The sequence below is a fragment of the Nocardia sp. NPDC006630 genome, assembly GCF_040611495.1.
GTDB lineage: Bacteria > Actinomycetota > Actinomycetes > Mycobacteriales > Mycobacteriaceae > Nocardia.
Map to the genome: position 1 here is coordinate 436,003 of NZ_JBEXOK010000007.1, position 17,908 is coordinate 453,910.

The 17,908-nt window shown below is 64.4% G+C and carries 11 protein-coding genes; 8 read left to right on the top strand and 3 right to left on the bottom strand.

What is annotated here, in order from left to right:
- The first annotated feature begins 4 nt into the window (after positions 1 to 4).
- Positions 5 to 523 carry an SRPBCC family protein gene (locus ABZX86_RS23165; protein ID WP_355126595.1) on the top strand — a complete coding sequence of 173 codons (519 nt, stop codon included), beginning with the start codon at positions 5 to 7 and terminating at the stop codon, positions 521 to 523.
- On the top strand, positions 520 to 1,575 hold the full coding sequence (locus ABZX86_RS23170) for an acyl-CoA desaturase (RefSeq protein WP_355126597.1): 1,056 nt from the start codon (positions 520 to 522) through the stop codon (positions 1,573 to 1,575). Before ABZX86_RS23165 ends, ABZX86_RS23170 begins: the two co-directional genes overlap by 4 nt.
- A 385-nt stretch (positions 1,576 to 1,960) precedes the next feature.
- Here the strand turns inward: ABZX86_RS23170 and ABZX86_RS23175 are convergent, their stop codons facing one another.
- From ABZX86_RS23175 to ABZX86_RS23185, 3 genes are all read right to left on the bottom strand, one after another.
- Positions 1,961 to 3,601 carry an MFS transporter gene (locus tag ABZX86_RS23175; RefSeq protein ID WP_355126599.1) on the bottom strand — a complete coding sequence of 547 codons (1,641 nt, stop codon included), beginning with the start codon at positions 3,599 to 3,601 and terminating at the stop codon, positions 1,961 to 1,963.
- Positions 3,602 to 3,757: 156 nt separating this feature from the next.
- Complete coding sequence (locus ABZX86_RS23180; RefSeq protein ID WP_355126601.1) at positions 3,758 to 5,023, bottom strand: aspartate kinase; 1,266 nt, start codon at positions 5,021 to 5,023, stop codon at positions 3,758 to 3,760.
- A 20-nt stretch (positions 5,024 to 5,043) separates the two neighbouring features.
- Positions 5,044 to 8,148 (bottom strand): amino acid adenylation domain-containing protein, encoded by a 3,105-nt coding sequence (locus tag ABZX86_RS23185; RefSeq protein WP_355126603.1) that lies wholly within the window; start codon positions 8,146 to 8,148, stop codon positions 5,044 to 5,046.
- A gap of 279 nt (positions 8,149 to 8,427) precedes the next feature.
- Here ABZX86_RS23185 and ABZX86_RS23190 point away from each other — a divergent pair, with 279 nt between their 5' ends.
- From ABZX86_RS23190 to ABZX86_RS23215, 6 genes are all read left to right on the top strand, one after another.
- A complete protein-coding gene (locus ABZX86_RS23190; RefSeq protein ID WP_355126605.1) occupies positions 8,428 to 9,741 on the top strand; it encodes a homoserine dehydrogenase in 1,314 nt (437 codons plus the stop codon).
- On the top strand, positions 9,738 to 10,829 hold the full coding sequence (gene thrC, locus ABZX86_RS23195; protein WP_355126607.1) for a threonine synthase: 1,092 nt from the start codon (positions 9,738 to 9,740) through the stop codon (positions 10,827 to 10,829). The genes ABZX86_RS23190 and thrC overlap by 4 nt, the downstream gene beginning before the upstream one ends.
- An 11-nt stretch (positions 10,830 to 10,840) precedes the next feature.
- Positions 10,841 to 11,782: a homoserine kinase gene (gene thrB / locus ABZX86_RS23200; protein WP_355126609.1), complete on the top strand. Its 942-nt coding sequence runs from the start codon at positions 10,841 to 10,843 to the stop codon at positions 11,780 to 11,782.
- A gap of 151 nt (positions 11,783 to 11,933) precedes the next feature.
- Positions 11,934 to 14,684, top strand: a complete 2,751-nt coding sequence (locus tag ABZX86_RS23205; RefSeq protein ID WP_355126611.1) for a beta-ketoacyl synthase N-terminal-like domain-containing protein — start codon at positions 11,934 to 11,936, stop codon at positions 14,682 to 14,684.
- A 91-nt stretch (positions 14,685 to 14,775) separates the two neighbouring features.
- Complete coding sequence (locus ABZX86_RS23210) at positions 14,776 to 16,044, top strand: ABC transporter permease (RefSeq protein ID WP_355126613.1); 1,269 nt, start codon at positions 14,776 to 14,778, stop codon at positions 16,042 to 16,044.
- A 146-nt stretch (positions 16,045 to 16,190) separates the two neighbouring features.
- A complete protein-coding gene (locus tag ABZX86_RS23215; protein WP_355126615.1) occupies positions 16,191 to 17,891 on the top strand; it encodes an aldehyde dehydrogenase family protein in 1,701 nt (566 codons plus the stop codon).
- Positions 17,892 to 17,908 lie beyond the last annotated feature (17 nt).

Below are 17,908 nucleotides of genomic sequence, written 5' to 3' on the forward strand. Positions count from 1 at the left end.
GCTCATGCGTACTGTTGAATTGCTGGTCTCTGCTCCTGGGGTCGAACCGGATCGGGCCTACGCCCTGGTCTCCGATTTCGCCCGTTACTCCGAACTTGTCGAGGTCGTTCGCTCGGTCGCGGTGCGCGATACCGACACCGTCGACATCGTGGTGAGCGACTGGGAGGTGTACTTCCGTAACGGAATTCTGCGCTGGACCGAAGCCGACGTGTTCGATACGGCTGCCCGGAACATCGAATTCGAGCAGCGCAGCGGCGACTTTCACATCTTCCACGGACATTGGCGCGTCGAGGCCGCAGGTGCGGGCTGCACGGTCGGTTTCGAGGCGGAGTTCGATTTCGGGATCCCCAGCCTGGCAGGCATTCTCGACCCGATCGCCCAGCGGGTACTACGCGAGACCATCGCGCTGGTCCTGCGCGGCCTGCTGGGCGAGATCACCGTCGTCGGTGATGACGCGCTGACCGCCACCGTGCTGGAGAAGTCCAGTTTCGGCGGCGCGGCACGAGAAAAGAGTGTGGCATGACCATCGTGCCGGCCGGGTCGCTCGGTCGTGCCGATCTCGATTACGCCACGTTGTTCGCAGGCCTGCAGCGCGAGGTTCGGGCTGCAGGCCTGATGGATCCACGACCGGGCCGCTACGTCGTGTGGGTCGCAGGCAATTCATTGCTGATCCTCGCCGGGTTCGCCACACTTGCGGTTGTCGGAGACTCCTGGTGGGTGCTCGCGGTGGCGGTGTTTCTTGCTTTCGCGCACGGTCAGAATGCCGTGGTAGCCCACGACATCGGGCACAGACAGGTTTTCCGCCATCGACGATCGACCGATATCGCCGGCTATGTGACCGGCAATGTGCTGATGGGGGTCAGCTATGGCTGGTGGGTGTGGCATCACAACCGCCACCACGGCAATCCCAATCACCTCACGCTGGATCCTGATATCGTCCGCCGCCAGGTGATTTTTTCGACGGCGCAATTGCCAGCCCGCCGCGGTGCCTTCCATCGATTCGTGATCCGGCGCCAGGGCTGGTTGTTCTTCGTACTGATCATGTTTGAGAGCATCCGCCTGCACTTGGCGGGGTTCATAGCCGCCGCCAAGGGGGCGATCACCCGCAACAAGGCGTTGGATGCCGGCCTGTTGGCCGCGCATCTGGTCGCGTACACCGGATACGTGGCCTGGGTACTCTCGCCGGTTTACGCGATTCTCGTCATCGTCGTGCATCAGGCGCTGTTCGGTTTCTACCTCGGAATCCTGTTCGCGCCCAACCATAAGGGGCTGCCGGTCCGCGATGGTGACGAGGAACTCGACTGGTGCCGTCGGCAGATCTGTACCTCGCGCAATCAGCAACCCAACCCCGTGGTCGACTATGTAATGGGTGGATTGAACTACCAGATCGAGCACCATTTGTTCCCGACAATGCCCTCGATCAACCTGCGCCGGGCCCGCCCGCTGGTGTGGGAATTCTGCCGCACTTACGAATTGCCGTACGCCGAGACCGGTTTCTTCGCCTCGTACCGGGAAGTCGCGAAGTTTCTGAGCGACGTATCCGGGCAGGCTGCCCCGATGCTGAACGAGGTGTGAGGGTACATCGAAATCGTTCTCGGCGACGACAGCCGCACCCTGTTGCGCCGGGAACTGGATGTACCGGCGGTCCCGAAACGGTTCTCCTGTCAGGTAGGGATCACCTGTCCCCGTTGAACTCCGGCCCGCTGTGCGGGCGTTGACCGGATCGATCCTCCGGGCTGGTGTCGCAACTGTTGCGGCGCCGGTCCGGGTTTCGTTTGCGGGTAGCGGCTCGAGATGTGCACGCCGCGGTGGTGTCCCAGTGGAACGGTATTCGAATCGCTATACGGCAGTGGCCTAGCGGTGCCGTGGTCAGGGATTTGCTACAGGAACGTCGATCGGGCTGCCACCCATGGGTATGGGTGGCAGCCCGATAATGTGGCGCCACGGTTGTTGCGAGGAGTCAGGCGGTTTCGAGGACCCGGATCGGCGTCGTAGGAACCGTGCGCCGGCGGGGCAGGAAACCGAAGGCAACCGCGGCGCCGATCAGACCGCCGATCGCAGCGAGCACCGAGGCGACTCGGATGCCGTCGACAAAGGCGTGATCGGCCTCGGTGGTGAACTGCTCGATCAGTGTGCGAGCTCGGGCCTGTTGCTGATTCCGAGTATCCTCGCTGATCGGTTGTGCCGCAGTCTGTCTCGCGCGGTCCTGTAGAACGATGATGGATCTGTTCGCGAACCCTAGGGCATCGGTGATGCTGTCGGCGGACTCGGGCTTCACCTCTGGACCCACCTGCGCCGACTCCGGTAGTTGGGTAGTCGCCGCCATCGGCCGATCAAGGGCGGCGGCAAGTTGCACCGGGCGCTCGGTGTCGAACTGATGGTGGAAGGTGAGCTGCAGTACCGAACCGAGTACCGCAACCCCGAGTGCGCTCGCGAGCTGGCGCATCGTGTTGTTGGCCCCGGCGCCCGACCCCGCACGATGGTCCGGTACCGCAGCCATTATCGCTTCGGTCGCCGGTGTCAGGGTCAGTCCCAGGCCCATTCCGGCCAGCGTGATCTGAATTTCCAGGACCCACAACGGCATGGTCGTGGTGGCGAAGATGAAGGCGATCATCGACACGGCGAACAACATCAGCCCGGTTCCGGCGACCACGTTCGCACCGGCACGGCGTGTCAGGGCGGCAGCCGTCATCGACGTGACCATCATTCCGGCGGCAACGGCGATCAAGGCGACGCCGGTGGCCAGCGGTGTGTACCCGCGTACCGCCTGCAGGTAGTACGACAGGTAGAAGGTCGCGCCGGTGATCGCGAAGAAGATCAGGGCGATCACCGCGACGCCGGAGGAGAAGAAGCGGTTACGGAAGAGTGCAGTATCGATCATCGGGTCACCGATGCTTTGCTCGTATCGGATGAAGACCGCGCCGAACAGCAGGCCGGCTGCAATCATGCCGCCTGTGTTCCACCGCAACCAGTGACCACTGTTGCCGCCCTCGATGACCCCGTACACCAGCAGCAGCATCGCCAGTACCGAGAGCACGGCGCCGACCAGGTCGAAGCGCCCGGGCCGGGGATCGCGTGACTCGGGTACCAGTAGCAGAATTCCGATGAACCCCGCGATCGTGACCGGTACGTTCACCAGAAAGACCGAGCCCCACCAGAAGTACTTGATCAGTGCACCGCCGACTATGGGCCCCAGCGCGATGGCGATACCGGACGCGCCGGACCACGCGCCGATCGCCTTGGCCCGCTCATGGGGAGGGAAGGTGTTCTGGATGATCGACAGGGTTTGTGGCTGGACCGCCGCGGCGCCCACCCCGAGCAGTGCCCGGCAGACGATCAGTTCGACCGGTGTGTGTGCGAAAGCGCAAGCAGTCGAACCGATTCCGAACATGACCATGCCGATCAGCAGCATGAGCCGGCGGCCGATCCGGTCACCGAGCACGCCGGAAGCGATCAGCAGCCCCGCGAATACGACCATGTAACTGTCTGTGGCCCACTGCATTTGGGCTTGAGTGGCGGATAGGTCGTCTTGAATGGTGCGGAGGGCGACATTGAGAATGGTGTTGTCCATGATAACGATCAGCAGGCTGGAAACCAGCACTGCCAGCATGATCCATCGCCGTGGATATGGGTGCGGATTTCTGACCGGGCTGCCCGCCATTGCTACTCCTGGGCTTGTAGCGGAATCGATTTCGGCCTGGCGCTTGGTGCCGCCCGGCGCGCGAATGCCGGTGCGCGGGCGGCACCAAGCGCTGGGCTATCTGCCGCTTCCTCCGTGTACGACAGCGACGTCGTCGCCGCCGAGATCGAATGCCTTGTGCAGCACCTTGACCGCTTCGTCGAGCTCGGTGTCCTCGACAAGTACCGAGATCCGGATCTCCGAGGTCGAGATCAGGTCGATGTTCACCCCGGCATCGGCAAGAGCTTCGCAGAACGTTGCCGTCACGCCGGGATGCGATTTCATGCCCGCACCCACCAGCGACACCTTGCCGATATGGTCGTCATGAGTGATCAGGGAGAACCCGATCTCGCCCTGCCGCCGAGTCAGCAACTCCACGGCGCGGGGCCTGTCCGCTTTGGGCAAGGTGAAGGTGACGTCGGTCTTGCCGGTCTCGGCCTTTGAGATGTTCTGTACCACCATGTCGATATTGATCTCGGCATCGGCGATCGCGCGGAAGACTTTGGCGGCATAGCCGGGCGAGTCCGGCAGGCCGATCACTGTCACCTTGGACTCGCCATTGTCGTGCGCGACGCCGGTGAGTATTGCCTTCTCCAACGGAATGTCCTCCATCGATCCATGGATGTGGGTGCCGGTGCGGTTGCCATAGGACGATCGGACGTGGATGGGCACGTGGTATCTGCGCGCATATTCCACGCAACGCAGCATGAGCACTTTCGCCCCGCACGCGGCCAGTTCGAGCATCTCCTCGAAGGAAACCCGCTCGAGCTTCTGGGCGTCGGACACGATCCGCGGATCGGCGGTGAATACACCGTCGACGTCCGTGTAGATCTCGCACACATCGGCATGCAGTGCGGCAGCGAGCGCCACCGCGGTGGTATCGGAGCCGCCGCGGCCCAGCGTCGTCACGTCCTGCGAGTCCTGCGATATGCCCTGAAAGCCGGCCACCAGCACGATCGTGCCGCTGTCCAGCGCTGCCCGGACCCGGGACGGAGTGACGTCGATGATGCGCGCGTTGCCGTGCGCGGCGGTCGTGACCACTCCCGCCTGGGGCCCGGTGAGCGAGAGCGCCTGCGCGCCGAGTGCCTGAATCGCCATTGCGACAAGCGAATTCGAGATGCGCTCGCCTGCGGTCAGCAACATGTCCAACTCGCGTGCCGGAGGCTCGGGTGAGACCTGCCGTGCCAAGTCCAGCAGCTCGTCGGTGGTGTCGCCCATGGCGGAGCAGACGACGACCACATCGTGCCCGGCCTGCTTGGTCTCCACTATCCGTGTTGCGACGCGACGGATTCGTTCGGCGGACTCGAGGGAGGACCCTCCGTATTTCTGAACGATGAGAGCCATGATTCATCTCCGTCCGGTTGTCAGGCCGCGTGCCGGTGCGCGAGGCGGTCCAGGTGATCGGCCTGAGTTCGGACGGTGGTGAATTCGAAGAGGTCGACCATTTCCAGCCTGTCGGGTGCTGCACAGTCCGCGCGTAGCAGCTCCAGTAGCCGGACCTGGAAGACTGAGGTTCCGCCGGCATCGAAAAACGGATCTTCGTCACCGAAATCGTTGTGGCCCAGCACCTGTGCCCAGATCTTGCGGACGGCGCCCACGCTGCTGGATCGGCCGCTCGGCTCGATCTCGGTCAATTCGGCGACAACGGCGGTGGTGTCCGGCCAGGGCAGTCGTGCCTCGTCGATCTTGCCGTTGACCGTCAGCGGGAGCTGTTCGAGGCGAACGTATTTGGCCGGGCGCATGTTGGCGGGCAGTCGATCGCGCAACTCGAATCGGAGGTGCGAGTCGGTACTCGGGGCCGATTCCACCAGAAAGGCAACGAGTTCCGGCTCGGCCGGTTCGCGCTCGTCCAGCCGTACTACGCATTCGCCGACTTCGGCGACGGTGAGCAGCGCCGCTTCGACTTCGCCGAGTTCGATGCGAACACCCCGCAGCTGCACCTGCCGGTCCATCCGGCCCAAGTAGGTGAGGGAGCCGTCGGCGTCCATGCGAGCCAAATCGCCGGAGCGGTAATGCTTTCCGGGGCCGAAGTCCGTCTCTACGAAGCGCTGGTTCGTCAGTTCGGGCTGACCCAGATAGCCCACCGCGACACCAGGGCCGGATATGAGCATTTCGCCGGCGACACCGAACGGCACCGGGCGCAGGGCGGTGTCGACGACAGTGACCTTCAGATCGGACAGTGGGCGGCCGATCACGCTCGGGCGACCCGTCGTGAGGTCCTCGCCGGTGATCCGGTGATGGGTGACGTGGACGGTGGTCTCGGTGATCCCGTACATGTTGATCAGCGCGGTGCGTGATCCGAAGAGTTCGATCCAGCGATCGAGGCTCTCGAACCGCAGCATCTCACCACCGAAGATCACGGTGTGCAGCGCGGACGTCGCCGCCTGGTCGGGTGTCATCGCCTGGCTGAGCTGCCGGAATGCGGTCGGTGTCTGATTCAGAACGGTGACTTGTGTTTCAGCGAGGAAGGCGGCGAAGTCGGCGGGTGAGCGCCGGGTCCACTCGGGCACGATCTCGAGTCGGCCGCCGTGCAACAGCGCGCCGAAGATCTCCCACACCGCGAAGTCGAAGGCGTAGGAGTGGAACAACGACCAGACGTCTCCGACACCGAAGTCCATGGCCCGCAGCGCCGATGAGAACAGGCGCAGGACATTCTCCTGCGTAACGACGACGCCCTTGGGCGTGCCGGTGGAGCCGGAGGTGAAGATGACGTAGGCGGGCGCCTGTCGCAGGTCGTCATGCGCCGGGTTCTCGCCCGAGGCGAAGGTGGAGCGCCGCAGCATTTTGCGTAGATCCCATCGCTGCAGTTCGGCGATATCGGTCAGTGCGTCCTGGTCGGCAATCACCGGCAACGTGTCGAACCGGGACAGGATGGCTTCGACACGTTGTGCCGGCGCGGCGGGATCGATAGGCACATAGGCTTTTCCGGCTTTCAACACGCCCAGCAGCACGGTGATGAGGTCGGTCGACCTGTGCAGTGAGATCCCGACGAAATCGGTCTCGAAGTGTTCGAGAATCCAGTGAGCCACCCGGTTCGCCCGCTGGTTGAGTTCCGCATAGGTGTAGAAGCTGCCGTCGTAGGCGATCGCCACGGCATCCGGTGTTTGTGCGGCCTGCTCCTCGAACGCGGCAGCCAGGCTCGGCGAGATCTCGAATTGCTCGGTGGGACCGAATACTTCGGCGGTACGGGCATGCTCGGCGGTCGACACCCACGGGATATCGGTGAGCCGTGATCCAGGGTCGGTGGCCAGGTGCCGCAGCACAGTCCGGATCACCTCGGCCGGGCTGGACACCGCGATGCCCGGAGTCACCGCCACGTGGTATCGGTACGACTGGGGGGTCTCGGCGACGACAATCGTCACTGGAGCGATCAGGCTGTCGCGCGGGACATCCAGTACCTCGACCCGTGCGCCGGGCAGATCCAATACGAGCGGTCGGCGATAGAAGGTGAAGACGCTCGACGGACGTGACATGGCGGCTTCGGAATGGGCGAAGATCTCGCCACCGTTGCCGGTGAGGTCGAAGTCTTCGAAGGCGATGAGCCGCTCCATTCGGCATTCGACCGCCTGGCAGAGTTCTTCGAAGGTCATGTAGTCGGCCAGGTCGACCGACAGCGGCAGGGTATTGACGTGGTAGCCGTAGCCGCGGACGAGGTCCCGGTCGCGCCGGCGGTTGGCGAGCGGGATGCCGGTGGTGACTCGCGTGGATCCGCTCAGGCAACTCAGCAGCACCAGGTGCGCAGCGGTGAAGAAGGTGAACTTGCGGACGCCCAGCGCATAGATCGCGCCGTCGATGGATGCGCTCAGCTCGGGGCCGAGATCGGTAGTGGCGTGCACACCGGGCAGTCGGCCGTCACGTCCGCGTTCGGCATCCCATTCGGAGACCGCCAGCGTGTCCAGCGCACCGAGGTCGGCGCGGAAGAAGTCGATCGCGGCGCGGACGTGATCGGGCGCGGGCGCCTCATGGGTTGCGGTGATCCTGCCGCCGGGAACGCCCGCTTCCAGGTCGCCGTAGAGGGCTTTCAGGTCGGCCACGATGTTGTAGAAGGTCGCGATGTCGGCGACCATGTGGTTGAAGATGAACTCGACGTAGGTTGCCGCGTCGTCGGTCAATACCCGGACGGCGAACTGCGGCCACCGGTCCATCGCGATCGGTATGTCGAGGCGCTGCGCGGTCTGTACCGCCAACTCGGCCTCGATATTTCCGCTACGGCGTTCGAGTTCTACGTGATAGCGCCGCTCGGGATCGTATTCGGCGAAATACTCTCCGTCCGCTTCACCGAAGTACTCGTTGAACGGTTCCGCCTCGTGAAACAGCTGTTCGAGTGCGGCCCGCAACTGTTCAGGGTCGACGGCACCGCTGATTTTGTCGAGTAGGCCGACATTATGTGAAGGGTCGTCGGGAAACAGTCGTTGCTGGGTGTAGAGCTTGCTCTGCATCGGGGTCAGCCGGCGTCGCCGCACAGTCATGGAATAGCTCCTCGTCCGGTGTGGAATCCGGGCGGAGATGGTTGGGGCCTGCCCGCCCGAGTTGATCCGCCCGGTCCCGATCTTGGGGTCGAAATGGCGCTTCTTACAACAGATTTCGTAACGGCTGTGCGGCCCGTCACTGCTGGGCCAGTTGTTCGCGCGTCCTCGTAGCGCGATCTGCTCCGCGGCGTGACGAAACTCGTTGACCTGGCGTCCGTTTCGCACCGAGGGTGGGGTTCGGATATTTCACCGGGCCATTTCCTATCTCGAGGATTCCGTATGTGTATTTCGTTGACTTCGCAGACGATCGGCGTCGCCGTGCTGGGACGGGGCACGGTCGGGTCGGAGGTGGTGCGGCTGTTGCTTTCTGACGCCACTGAACTCGCGACCCGGGCCGGGGCGCCGATCGTGCTGCGCGGCGTTGCTGTCCGCCACCCCGAACGGCACCGAGACCTCCCTGACGACCTCGTGACCGACGACGCTGCTGCCCTGATCGTCCGTGATGACGTGGATATCGTCGTCGAGGTGATCGGGGGGATCGACCCACCTCGAGAGTTGTTACTGACTGCGATAAAGGCGGGGAAGTCGGTGGTGACCGCCAACAAGGCGTTGCTTGCCGACCATGCCGACCAGTTGACGGCCGAGGCTCGGCGGCACGGCATCGGCCTGTTCTTCGAGGCGGCGGTCGCCGGCGCGGTTCCGGTTGTCCGGCCGCTGATGCAGTCGCTGGCGGGTGACCGGGTGAGCCGAATTGTCGGAATCGTCAATGGCACCACCAATTTCATACTCTCGGCGATGGCCGAGACCGGTGCCGGCTATGCGGAAATGCTGGCACGGGCCACGGCGGCGGGATATGCGGAGGCCGACCCGACCGCCGACGTAGAGGGCTACGACGCGGCGGCCAAGGCTGCGATCCTCGCCTCGCTGGCATTCCATACGCCGGTGACGGCCGCGGACGTCTACAGGGAAGGGATATCCGGGATCACCGCCGCCGATTTCGCCGCTGCGACCGCGCTGAACTGCACGGTGAAGCTGCTCGCGGTATGCGAGCGGTTCACCGACGAGTCTGGCTGGGAAAGGATTTCGGCACGGGTGTATCCGGCGCTGGTACCGCTGGCTCATCCGCTGGCCGCGGTGAGTGGCGCCTATAACGCGGTGGTCGTGGAAGCGGAATCGGCAGGCCGCCTGATGTTCTATGGGCAGGGCGCAGGCGGTGCGCCGACTGCGTCCGCGGTGCTGGGTGACCTGATGACCGCCGCACGGAGCCACCGGCACGGCGGCGGGCCCGAATACAGGTCCGGTCGTGCGGCGCTGTCCATCGCGCCGATCCTGGACACGACCACGCGCTACCACATCGATCTGAGAGTCGTCGACAGAGCGGGCGTGCTCGCAGGCGTTGCGGCCGAGTTCGCCAAGCGTGAGGTGAGCATCGCCGCCGTGCGACAGGAAAAAGACGGTGCCGGTGTGCATTTGACCGTCACGACCCACGCGGCCTTGGAATCGGCGCTGGCCGCAACCGTAGAAGCGGTATCGGGGCTCGCGTCGGTGGTCGAAATACGCGGTGTGCTGCGTATGGAAGGAACGGGAGAATGAAAACACGACAAGGCGAATGGCCGGGAATTATCGAGGCGTACCGAGATCGTCTCGACATCGCTGCGGAATGTGAGGCCGTCACCTTGCGAGAGGGCGGAACACCGTTGCTGCTCGCCCGACGGCTGTCGCAGGTCACGGGGTGCGAGGTGTGGCTGAAGGTGGAGGGCCTCAATCCTACCGGCTCGTTCAAGGATCGCGGGATGACCATGGCGATCTCGGATGCGTTGTACAACGGGCACAGTGCGGTGCTGTGCGCTTCGACTGGGAACACCTCCGCATCGGCAGCTGCCTATGCGGCTCGCGCGGGGATCACCAGCGCAGTGCTTATCCCGGAGGGCAAGATCGCGCTGGGCAAACTCGCCCAGGCAGTCATGCACGGCGCGCGGATTATTCAGGTACAGGGCAATTTCGACGAATGCCTGCAGCTAGCCCGCCAGACCGTCGCCGGCTACCCCGAGATCGCGCTCGTGAATTCGGTGAATCCGGTCCGAATAGAGGGGCAGAAGACTGCCGCGTTCGAGATTTGCGACGTACTGGGTGCGGCCCCGGACGTTCATATCCTCCCAGTGGGTAACGCAGGCAATATCACCGCCTACTGGCGTGGCTACAGCGAGTATTTTGCGGATGGTCTGATCCGGGCTCTGCCACGGATGCTCGGTGCACAGGCGTCCGGCGCGGCGCCGCTGGTGCACGGCGCGCCGGTTGCGCGACCTGAGACCATCGCGACCGCGATACGTATCGGGGATCCCGCTGCGTGGTCCGGTGCTGTTGCCGCGCAACAGGAATCGGGCGGCGCCTTCAGAGCAGTCGATGATGCGGACATTCTTGCCGCCTACCGGCTGGTCGCAGCGTCCGAAGGAGTCTTCGTCGAACCCGCATCGGCCGCTTCGGTGGCCGCCCTCCTGGCGGCACGCCGTGACGGCAGCCTCGCGGCCGGACTGACGGTGGTCTGCACCGTCACCGGACACGGGCTGAAGGACCCGGACGTGGCGCTCGCGGGCCTGCCTGCCGTCGAGGCCGTACCGGTGGACCCGTCCGCTGTGGCGAAGGCGCTCGGGCTGGGTTCCGTTCGCGCGGAACGTGACTGAATCAGGTCACTGTGGAACACAGACTCCCACCGGGACTGTCAGTGCGGGTCCGGGTGCCTGCCACGAGCGCAAATGTGGGTCCGGGTTTCGACAGTCTAGGTCTAGCTCTTGATTTGTATGACGAAATCGAAGTCACGACAACCAATTCCGGCCTTTCCCTGCAGATTCGAGGGGAGGGCGCCGATACGGTGCCCCGCGGACCGGAGCACTTGGTCGTGCGCGCGCTCGAACGCGGCCTGAAAGCCTCGGGCGTCCGAGTGTCCGGGCTGAGCATTCTGTGCCGCAACGAGATTCCCCATGCACGGGGTCTCGGGTCATCAGCCGCCGCTGTCGTAGCGGGATTGGCGGCTGGCCGACGGCTGGTGCACTCGGCGGGTCTGGGTACGGTCCTGTCGGACGATCAGCTGATCCAGTTGGCTGCAGAGTTCGAGGGCCATCCCGACAACGCTGCCGCTGCCGTGCTCGGGGGTGTCGTGATCGCCTACACCGTCTTCGAGATCGGCGACGCGGGGCCGAACCATCACGCGGTGCGGGTGCAGCCGCACCCGGATATCCAAGCGACGGTCTTGATTCCGGCCGATCGTTCGCGCACCGCTGATACTCGAGACCTGCTGCCGTCGATGGTGCCGCATCGAGACGCGGCTTTCAACGTCAGCAGGACTGCATTGGCTGTTGTCGCGCTGACGCGGCGACCGGATCTGCTGCTTCCAGCCACCGCGGATCTGTTGCATCAGCCGTATCGTGCGCAGGCGTTGCCGGTGACCACGGCCTGGATCGGCAGGCTTCGCGCCGCCGGAATCGCCGCGATGGTGTCCGGCGCCGGACCCACGGTGCTGGCGTTGCACACCCGTCCCATATCGGCGCAGCTACAAGAAGAGGCCCACAGCAGCGGGCTGCGGGTACTCGCAACCGGGTTGACCGGACGGTGTTCTGCATGCGCTGCGAACAGTTGATCATGCTGCGGGACAGCGGATCAGGAGAGCCCGGGGGCCGCCCTCGGGCGCCCCCCGGGCGCTCGAGGCTGGGCGGGACGTGAATTCGTGTGCCTCGATAGACAATTCGATATTCAAGAAAATCAGTAGGGGAAACGTGAGTAATTCATTTGTGGCAGAACCGATCGCTATAGTCGGCATCGCAACGCACCTGCCGGGCGCGTCCACCCGAGAACAATTCTGGACCAATCTGCTCGACGGCGTCGAATCGGTTCGCCGGTTCGAGATCGAGGAGTTGCGGGCCGCGGGAGTTCCACAGGAGCTCATCGACCATCCGCTGTATGTGCCCCGGGGTACCGACATCCCGGACGCGGACCAGTTCGATGCGGAGTTCTTCGGCTTCAGCCCCGCCGAGGCCAGGGTCACCGACCCGCAGCATCGGTTGTTTCTGCAAACCGCATGGGAGGCGCTCGAGGACGCCGGCGCCGCGCCTGATCGGATCGATGGTCCGGTGGGCGTTTTCGCGGCGACCACCTCGAGTAGCTACCTGTTCAACAATGTGCAGCGCAATTCCCGATACCAGGCCGATCTGCGCAGCTACCCGGTTCTCATCGGCAACGACAAGGACTTCCTCGCTACCCGGGTGGCGTACAAGCTGGGTCTTACCGGTCCCGCTTTCACCATCCAATCTGCTTGCTCCAGCTCATTGGTCGCTGTCCACCAGGCAGTGCAGTCACTGCGGACCGGCGAGATCGTGGCCGCGGTCGTCGGAGGAGTGAGCATCAACGAACCGCAGACTGCCGGGTATCTCTATCAGGAGGGCGGTATCGGGGCTCGGGACGGACATTGCCGACCGTTCGATAGACAGGCGTCCGGCACCGTGCGCGGCAACGGGTGTGGTGCGGTCGTGCTCAAACGACTGTCAGATGCCGTTGCCGACGGCGACCGTGTCTATGCTCTGGTCGCCGGGTCCGCACTGAACAACGACGGTAACGACAAAGTCGGCTTCACCGCGCCGAGTATTGCCGGTCAAGCGGCGGTCATCGGCACCGCACTCGTCGCCGCCGGCATTCCAGCCGGTGATATCGGATATGTCGAAACGCATGGCACTGGAACATCTCTCGGTGATCCGATCGAGTTTCGGGCGCTGTCGCGCGCGCACCAGGCTGCTGGCGGGGCGCGCGAAGGCTGCCTGCTCGGTAGCGTCAAGGCGAATATCGGTCATCTCGATGCTGCTGCGGGTGTGGTGGGCCTCATCAAGGCCGCGCTTATCCTGCACCATCAAACGGTCCCGCCGCAGATCAATTTCACCGACTCCAATCCAGCAGTTCCGCTCGAGCGCAACGGGTATCGGATCAACACCAAGGCGCATGTACCCGACTCCGCGCTATTGGCGGCGGGGGTGAGTTCCTTCGGTATCGGCGGTACCAATGCTCACTGCGTTCTAACCCGCTTTGCAGTGGACGAGCAGCGATCGGAGCCGGAGCCCGGTGCATATCGGTTGCGGATCGGGGCGCCGAAAGCGGAAGCGCTGCCCAGGATCGCGCAAAGACTCGCCGACCACCTGCACCTGCACCCGGTTCGTATCGACGACCTCGCGCGGACATTGACACAGGGCCGCAACAGCTTTGCGCACGCGATGGAGTTCTCGGCCGAATCGTGCTCCGCCGCAGCCGATCTGCTCGCCGCATTCGCCCACTCCGGAGTGCGTCCGGCGGTAGCCGAGATCGAGAACGCACCCGTGCACGCACGTAAGGTCGTGCTGCCGGGCTACCCGTTCGAACGGCGGTCCTACTGGATCGAACCCGATGAGACGACACCGACATCCGTCCCTGAACCGGCGGCCGTCGAGCGACCTGCGGCGGTCGTGGCCGACGGCGTCGGGGAGTTCGTCCTGACCACCGCCCGTGCTCTTCTCGAGGTTGTCGAGCTGAGTCCGAACGACGACTTCTTCGACGCTGGCGGTGAATCGATTGCGGTCGTCGACCTGGTCACCGCCATCCGGGACGAGTTCAGTATCGAGCTGGACTTCGAAGGTTTCGAGGGCTTGCGAACTGTCGCCGAGATGACAGCGTATGTGGAGGCCGTCATGGCCGATGCAGCGCCGGTCCGTGGTGGTTCGGTGACGATCACGGCGGGCGCGGGACGGCCGTTGTTCCTGGTCCCGCCGGCCGGTGGCACGAACTTTTGCTACCAGCGACTGGCCGCGAATCTGGCTGCGCCGGGCGCGATCACCGCTTTCACGGCGGCCTCGGCTGACGAGGACCTGACCTTGCGGCAGCTGGCCGTCCGCAATGTCGAGGAATTGCGTCGCATTCAGCCCGTCGGACCGTACCGGCTCGGCGGATATTCCTTCGGTGGCAATGTCGCCTTCGAAATGGCGCTGCAACTGCAGGCCGCCGGGCAGATCGTGGCCGGGCTCTATCTGTTCGACTCGCACCCGCCGGCCGCGTATGTGGGCGACGCCGTGAGTGAGACCGATTTCTTGGCCGCGTTGCCGCACATGTTGGCCACCGCCGTGCCAGGTGCTGATATAGATGTGAACGCAGTCGTCACCTCTGTGGCCGACCTCGAGCATCTAGTGGCGGGCAACAGCGACCTGTCAGCCATCGCGCGCGAGGGCCTGGAGAAATTCGCTGTGGTGTGGCGGCAGAATCACGGCGCGCTCAAGGCGTACTACCCGGATCGCAAACTCGAGGCGCCGGTGGTGATTTTCCACGCTACCGACGATGTGCCTCCGGGCGAGCTCGAGGTCCTGCGTCTCCTGCGCATCGCGCAGGTCGGCAAGGATCCGTGGCGGCAGCACATCAGCGGCGAGGTGCGAATCGTCGAGGTTCCCGGTGACCACTACACGATTTTCACGGATGCCGAACGTGTGCGGTTGTTGGCAGACGAGTTCGCGGCTGTGGTCGTGGGCTTGTGACCCGCCGTTCGTTACGGAACTCCTTGTGCGCCGGTCGGTTTCGGGCGAGCGTGGTGTGGAAGGTCGAGAAGTTCGCTGCCCTGGAGGGAAAATGAAGATCACCGCTGGCCGCATTCTCGCGCGCCCGGGGCCGTGGTTGCTGGTCCTGATCACCACGATTCTGGCGGCCATCCTGGCCTCGAGTTATCTTGGCGGATTACTGAATCCGGGCGGCAACATGCGTAATGTGCCTGTCCTGATCGTGAACAGTGACACTGTCGGCACTGACAATCTCGGTGCAGGCCTGGTCGACGCCGCCGTGTCAGGCAACCGTCCTGACGGGAAGATCGAGTGGCGGACCGCCACCGACGAAGCGGACATGCGGACGCAGCTCGACCGTGGTGAGGTCTACGCCGCGGTGATCATTCCCGCCGGATTCAGCGGCGCGGTCCACGCGCTATCCGGTGCCGACCCGGGTTCGTCGTTTCCGATGATTCGGGTGCTGACACTGCCATCGGCGGGGGCGATGGCCAGCTCCACTGCTGCCTCCGCTGCACAGCAGTTCGTCGCGACCACCTCGAAAACGGTTGCCGCAGCTCTGAATTCGGCGCCCACCGAGAACCCGGCGCAGCGCTTGCTGTTGTCGGATCCGGTCCGCGCCGACATCACTCCATATCAGTCGCTGCCGGCGAATACCGCCAACGGAATGGGGGCCTTCTACCTGGCTCTGGTGCTGATGTTGTCGGGATTGCTGGCAGCAAACGTCATCAATATGGCGATCGACACCGCGCTGGGCTTCCTGCCTCAGGAGGTGGGACCGCGCCGAAAGGTCAGCCTTGCTATGCCGATCGATCGAGTACACACCTATCTGACCAAGCTCGCGGTGCTGGCGGTGGCGGCGCCGGCCATCACCACCACGGTGCTGTTGATGGCGAAGCAACTATTCGGTATGGAGATCACCCACTTCGGTGAGCTGTGGCTGTTCGGAGTGGCGGTCGTCGCTACCACCGCACTGGTAGTGCTGGCCCTGCTGTCTATCGTCGGCCCGCTCGGCCTGGTACTGGGCCTGATCGTGCTCATGGTGCTGGGGGTGCCGAGTTCAGGTGGCGCGTACCCGCTGCAGATGGTGCCGCCGGCCATGCGCTGGCTCGGTGAGGGACTGCCGATGCGACGGGCCATCGACGGTATCCGCGCCATCTTGTTCTATGACGGCCGATGGGACGCAGGCATCAGCCACTCGATCGTTGTTCTGGGCATCTGGCTGGCCTCCGCGCTCATCGCAGGTCTGGCTGTGCCTGCCCTGTTCGACCGGGTGACGGCACCGCGCCACGGCCACGAGCATCCGCTCGCGGCTGTTACGCCGGAACCGGTGGCGGTCTGAGCCCTCCCTCACCGGAACATACCGCCGGTGGCCCTCGCGGCCGCCGGCGGATCGTCATGGTTCGCGCCGCTGACGAAGAGCAGGCCCGGTTGCTATTGCGTTACGTAATCCATTGTGTCCTTTGATATTCGAAGGACAGTTACAGCATGAGCAAAACGACACTCGATACCGCCGTACTCGACAGTGCTCTGGCGGATCTACGCGCCGGAGAGAAGGCATGGGCGGCGACAAGTTTGCCTCGCCGCCGGGAGTTGCTGCTACGCATGCACGCCTTGACCGGGCGGTACGCCACGGACTGGGTGCAGGCGGCAGCGACGATCAAACAGCTCGACGAGAACTCGACTCTGTTAGGTGAGGAATGGATGTCGGGCCCCCTGGCTGTTCTGCAGGGGCTCGATGCCCTCAGCGGGACGCTGGCCGCGCTGATCGCAGGCGGAGGTCCGCTCGATGAGATCGTGCTCGGGACAGCCCCGGGTAATCGGGTGGTGGTGCCGGTCCTGCCGTTCGATCGACTGGACAAGTTGCTGCTGAACGGTTTCCGCGCGGAGGTCTGGCTGCGGCCCGGCATTGACGCCGCCACCGCCAGGCAGCGGGCCGGTCTCGCGCAGCTCGATCCCAGCTCGACCGGTGGCATCGGCGTTGTTCTGGGTGCCGGCAATGTCATGTCGATCTCCCCGTTGGATGCGTTGTACGAGCTGTTCGCCCACAATCGGGTTGTTGCGCTCAAATTGAACCCGGTCACAGAGCCGTTGCGCGCGGTGTTCGAGAAGATCTTCGCGCCACTGATCGATCTCGGGGCCGTGCGCATCCTGACTGGTGGCGCCGCCGAGGGGGGCTATCTCGTGAATCATCCTGAGGTGGCACACGTGCACATGACCGGCGGTGCGCACACCCACGATGCGATCGTGTGGGGGCCTGGCGCCGATGGTGAACAGCGCAAACGGACCGGAAGGCCGCTCCTGGAAAAGCCGATCACCAGTGAACTGGGTGGTGTGTCACCGACCATTGTGCTGCCCGGAGCATGGAGCGCTGCGGACCTGCGGTACCAGGCCGAACATGTCGCGACGTCGCGGCTGCACAACGGCGGATACAACTGTGTCGCAGTGCAAATCGTGATCGTCAGCCGGGATTGGCGGCTGAAGGAACGGTTCCTCGCCGAACTGCGCGCCGCGATGGCGAGGGCTCCGCAGCGGGTCGCCTACTACCCGGGTAGCGATGGACGGGTGGCCGATGCGTTGGCGTCCTACCCGTCGGCCGGCCGTATCGCGGGCCGGCTACTGGTCGAGAAGCTGCCGTTCACGGATACGCCGATGCTGCGCACCGAGTACTTCTCCCCGGTGCTCGGAGTGCTCGAGCTCCCTTGTCAGGGCAAGGAATTCCTCTCCCGCGCAGTAGATTTCGCCAACGATGAACTGATGGGCACGCTCGGCGTCAATCTGCTGGCGCACCCCGACACGATGTCCGAGCTCGGGACCGCGTTCGAGAGCGCTGTCGAGCGTTTGCGATACGGCACGATCGCCGTCAATGCTTGGACCGGTGTGGCCTTTTCGACCGCGCGGGCTGCGTGGGGTGCCTATCCGGGGCACACCCTCGACGATATCCAGAGCGGGATCGGTGTAGTGCACAACGCGCTACTGATCGACGACGTGGAACGCACGGTCGTGCACGGGCCATTCCGCCCAGCACCGCGGTCGGTGGTCTCCGGCGAATTCGCTCTCAGCCCGAAGCCGCCGTGGTTCGTCAGCAATAAGACCGCAGCCGTCACCGGCCGCAAAATCGTCGAGTTCTTCAGCGGGCGCCGATACGTTCGACTGCCGGGAATCTTCTTGTCGGCCTTCCGCGGTTGACGCCGCCCGGGACGCAG

Excerpts from the sequence above, each read along its gene's own strand:
- ABZX86_RS23165 (WP_355126595.1), top strand. The coding sequence starts at position 5 with ATGCGTACTGTTGAATTGCTGGTCTCTGCTCCTGGGGTCGAACCGGAT.
- ABZX86_RS23170 (WP_355126597.1), top strand. The coding sequence starts at position 520 with ATGACCATCGTGCCGGCCGGGTCGCTCGGTCGTGCCGATCTCGATTAC.
- ABZX86_RS23180 (WP_355126601.1), bottom strand. The coding sequence starts at position 5,023 with ATGGCTCTCATCGTTCAGAAATACGGAGGGTCCTCCCTCGAGTCCGCC.
- ABZX86_RS23185 (WP_355126603.1), bottom strand. The coding sequence starts at position 8,148 with ATGACTGTGCGGCGACGCCGGCTGACCCCGATGCAGAGCAAGCTCTAC.
- ABZX86_RS23190 (WP_355126605.1), top strand. The coding sequence starts at position 8,428 with ATGTGTATTTCGTTGACTTCGCAGACGATCGGCGTCGCCGTGCTGGGA.
- thrC (WP_355126607.1), top strand. The coding sequence starts at position 9,738 with ATGAAAACACGACAAGGCGAATGGCCGGGAATTATCGAGGCGTACCGA.
- ABZX86_RS23210 (WP_355126613.1), top strand. The coding sequence starts at position 14,776 with ATGAAGATCACCGCTGGCCGCATTCTCGCGCGCCCGGGGCCGTGGTTG.
- ABZX86_RS23215 (WP_355126615.1), top strand. The coding sequence starts at position 16,191 with ATGAGCAAAACGACACTCGATACCGCCGTACTCGACAGTGCTCTGGCG.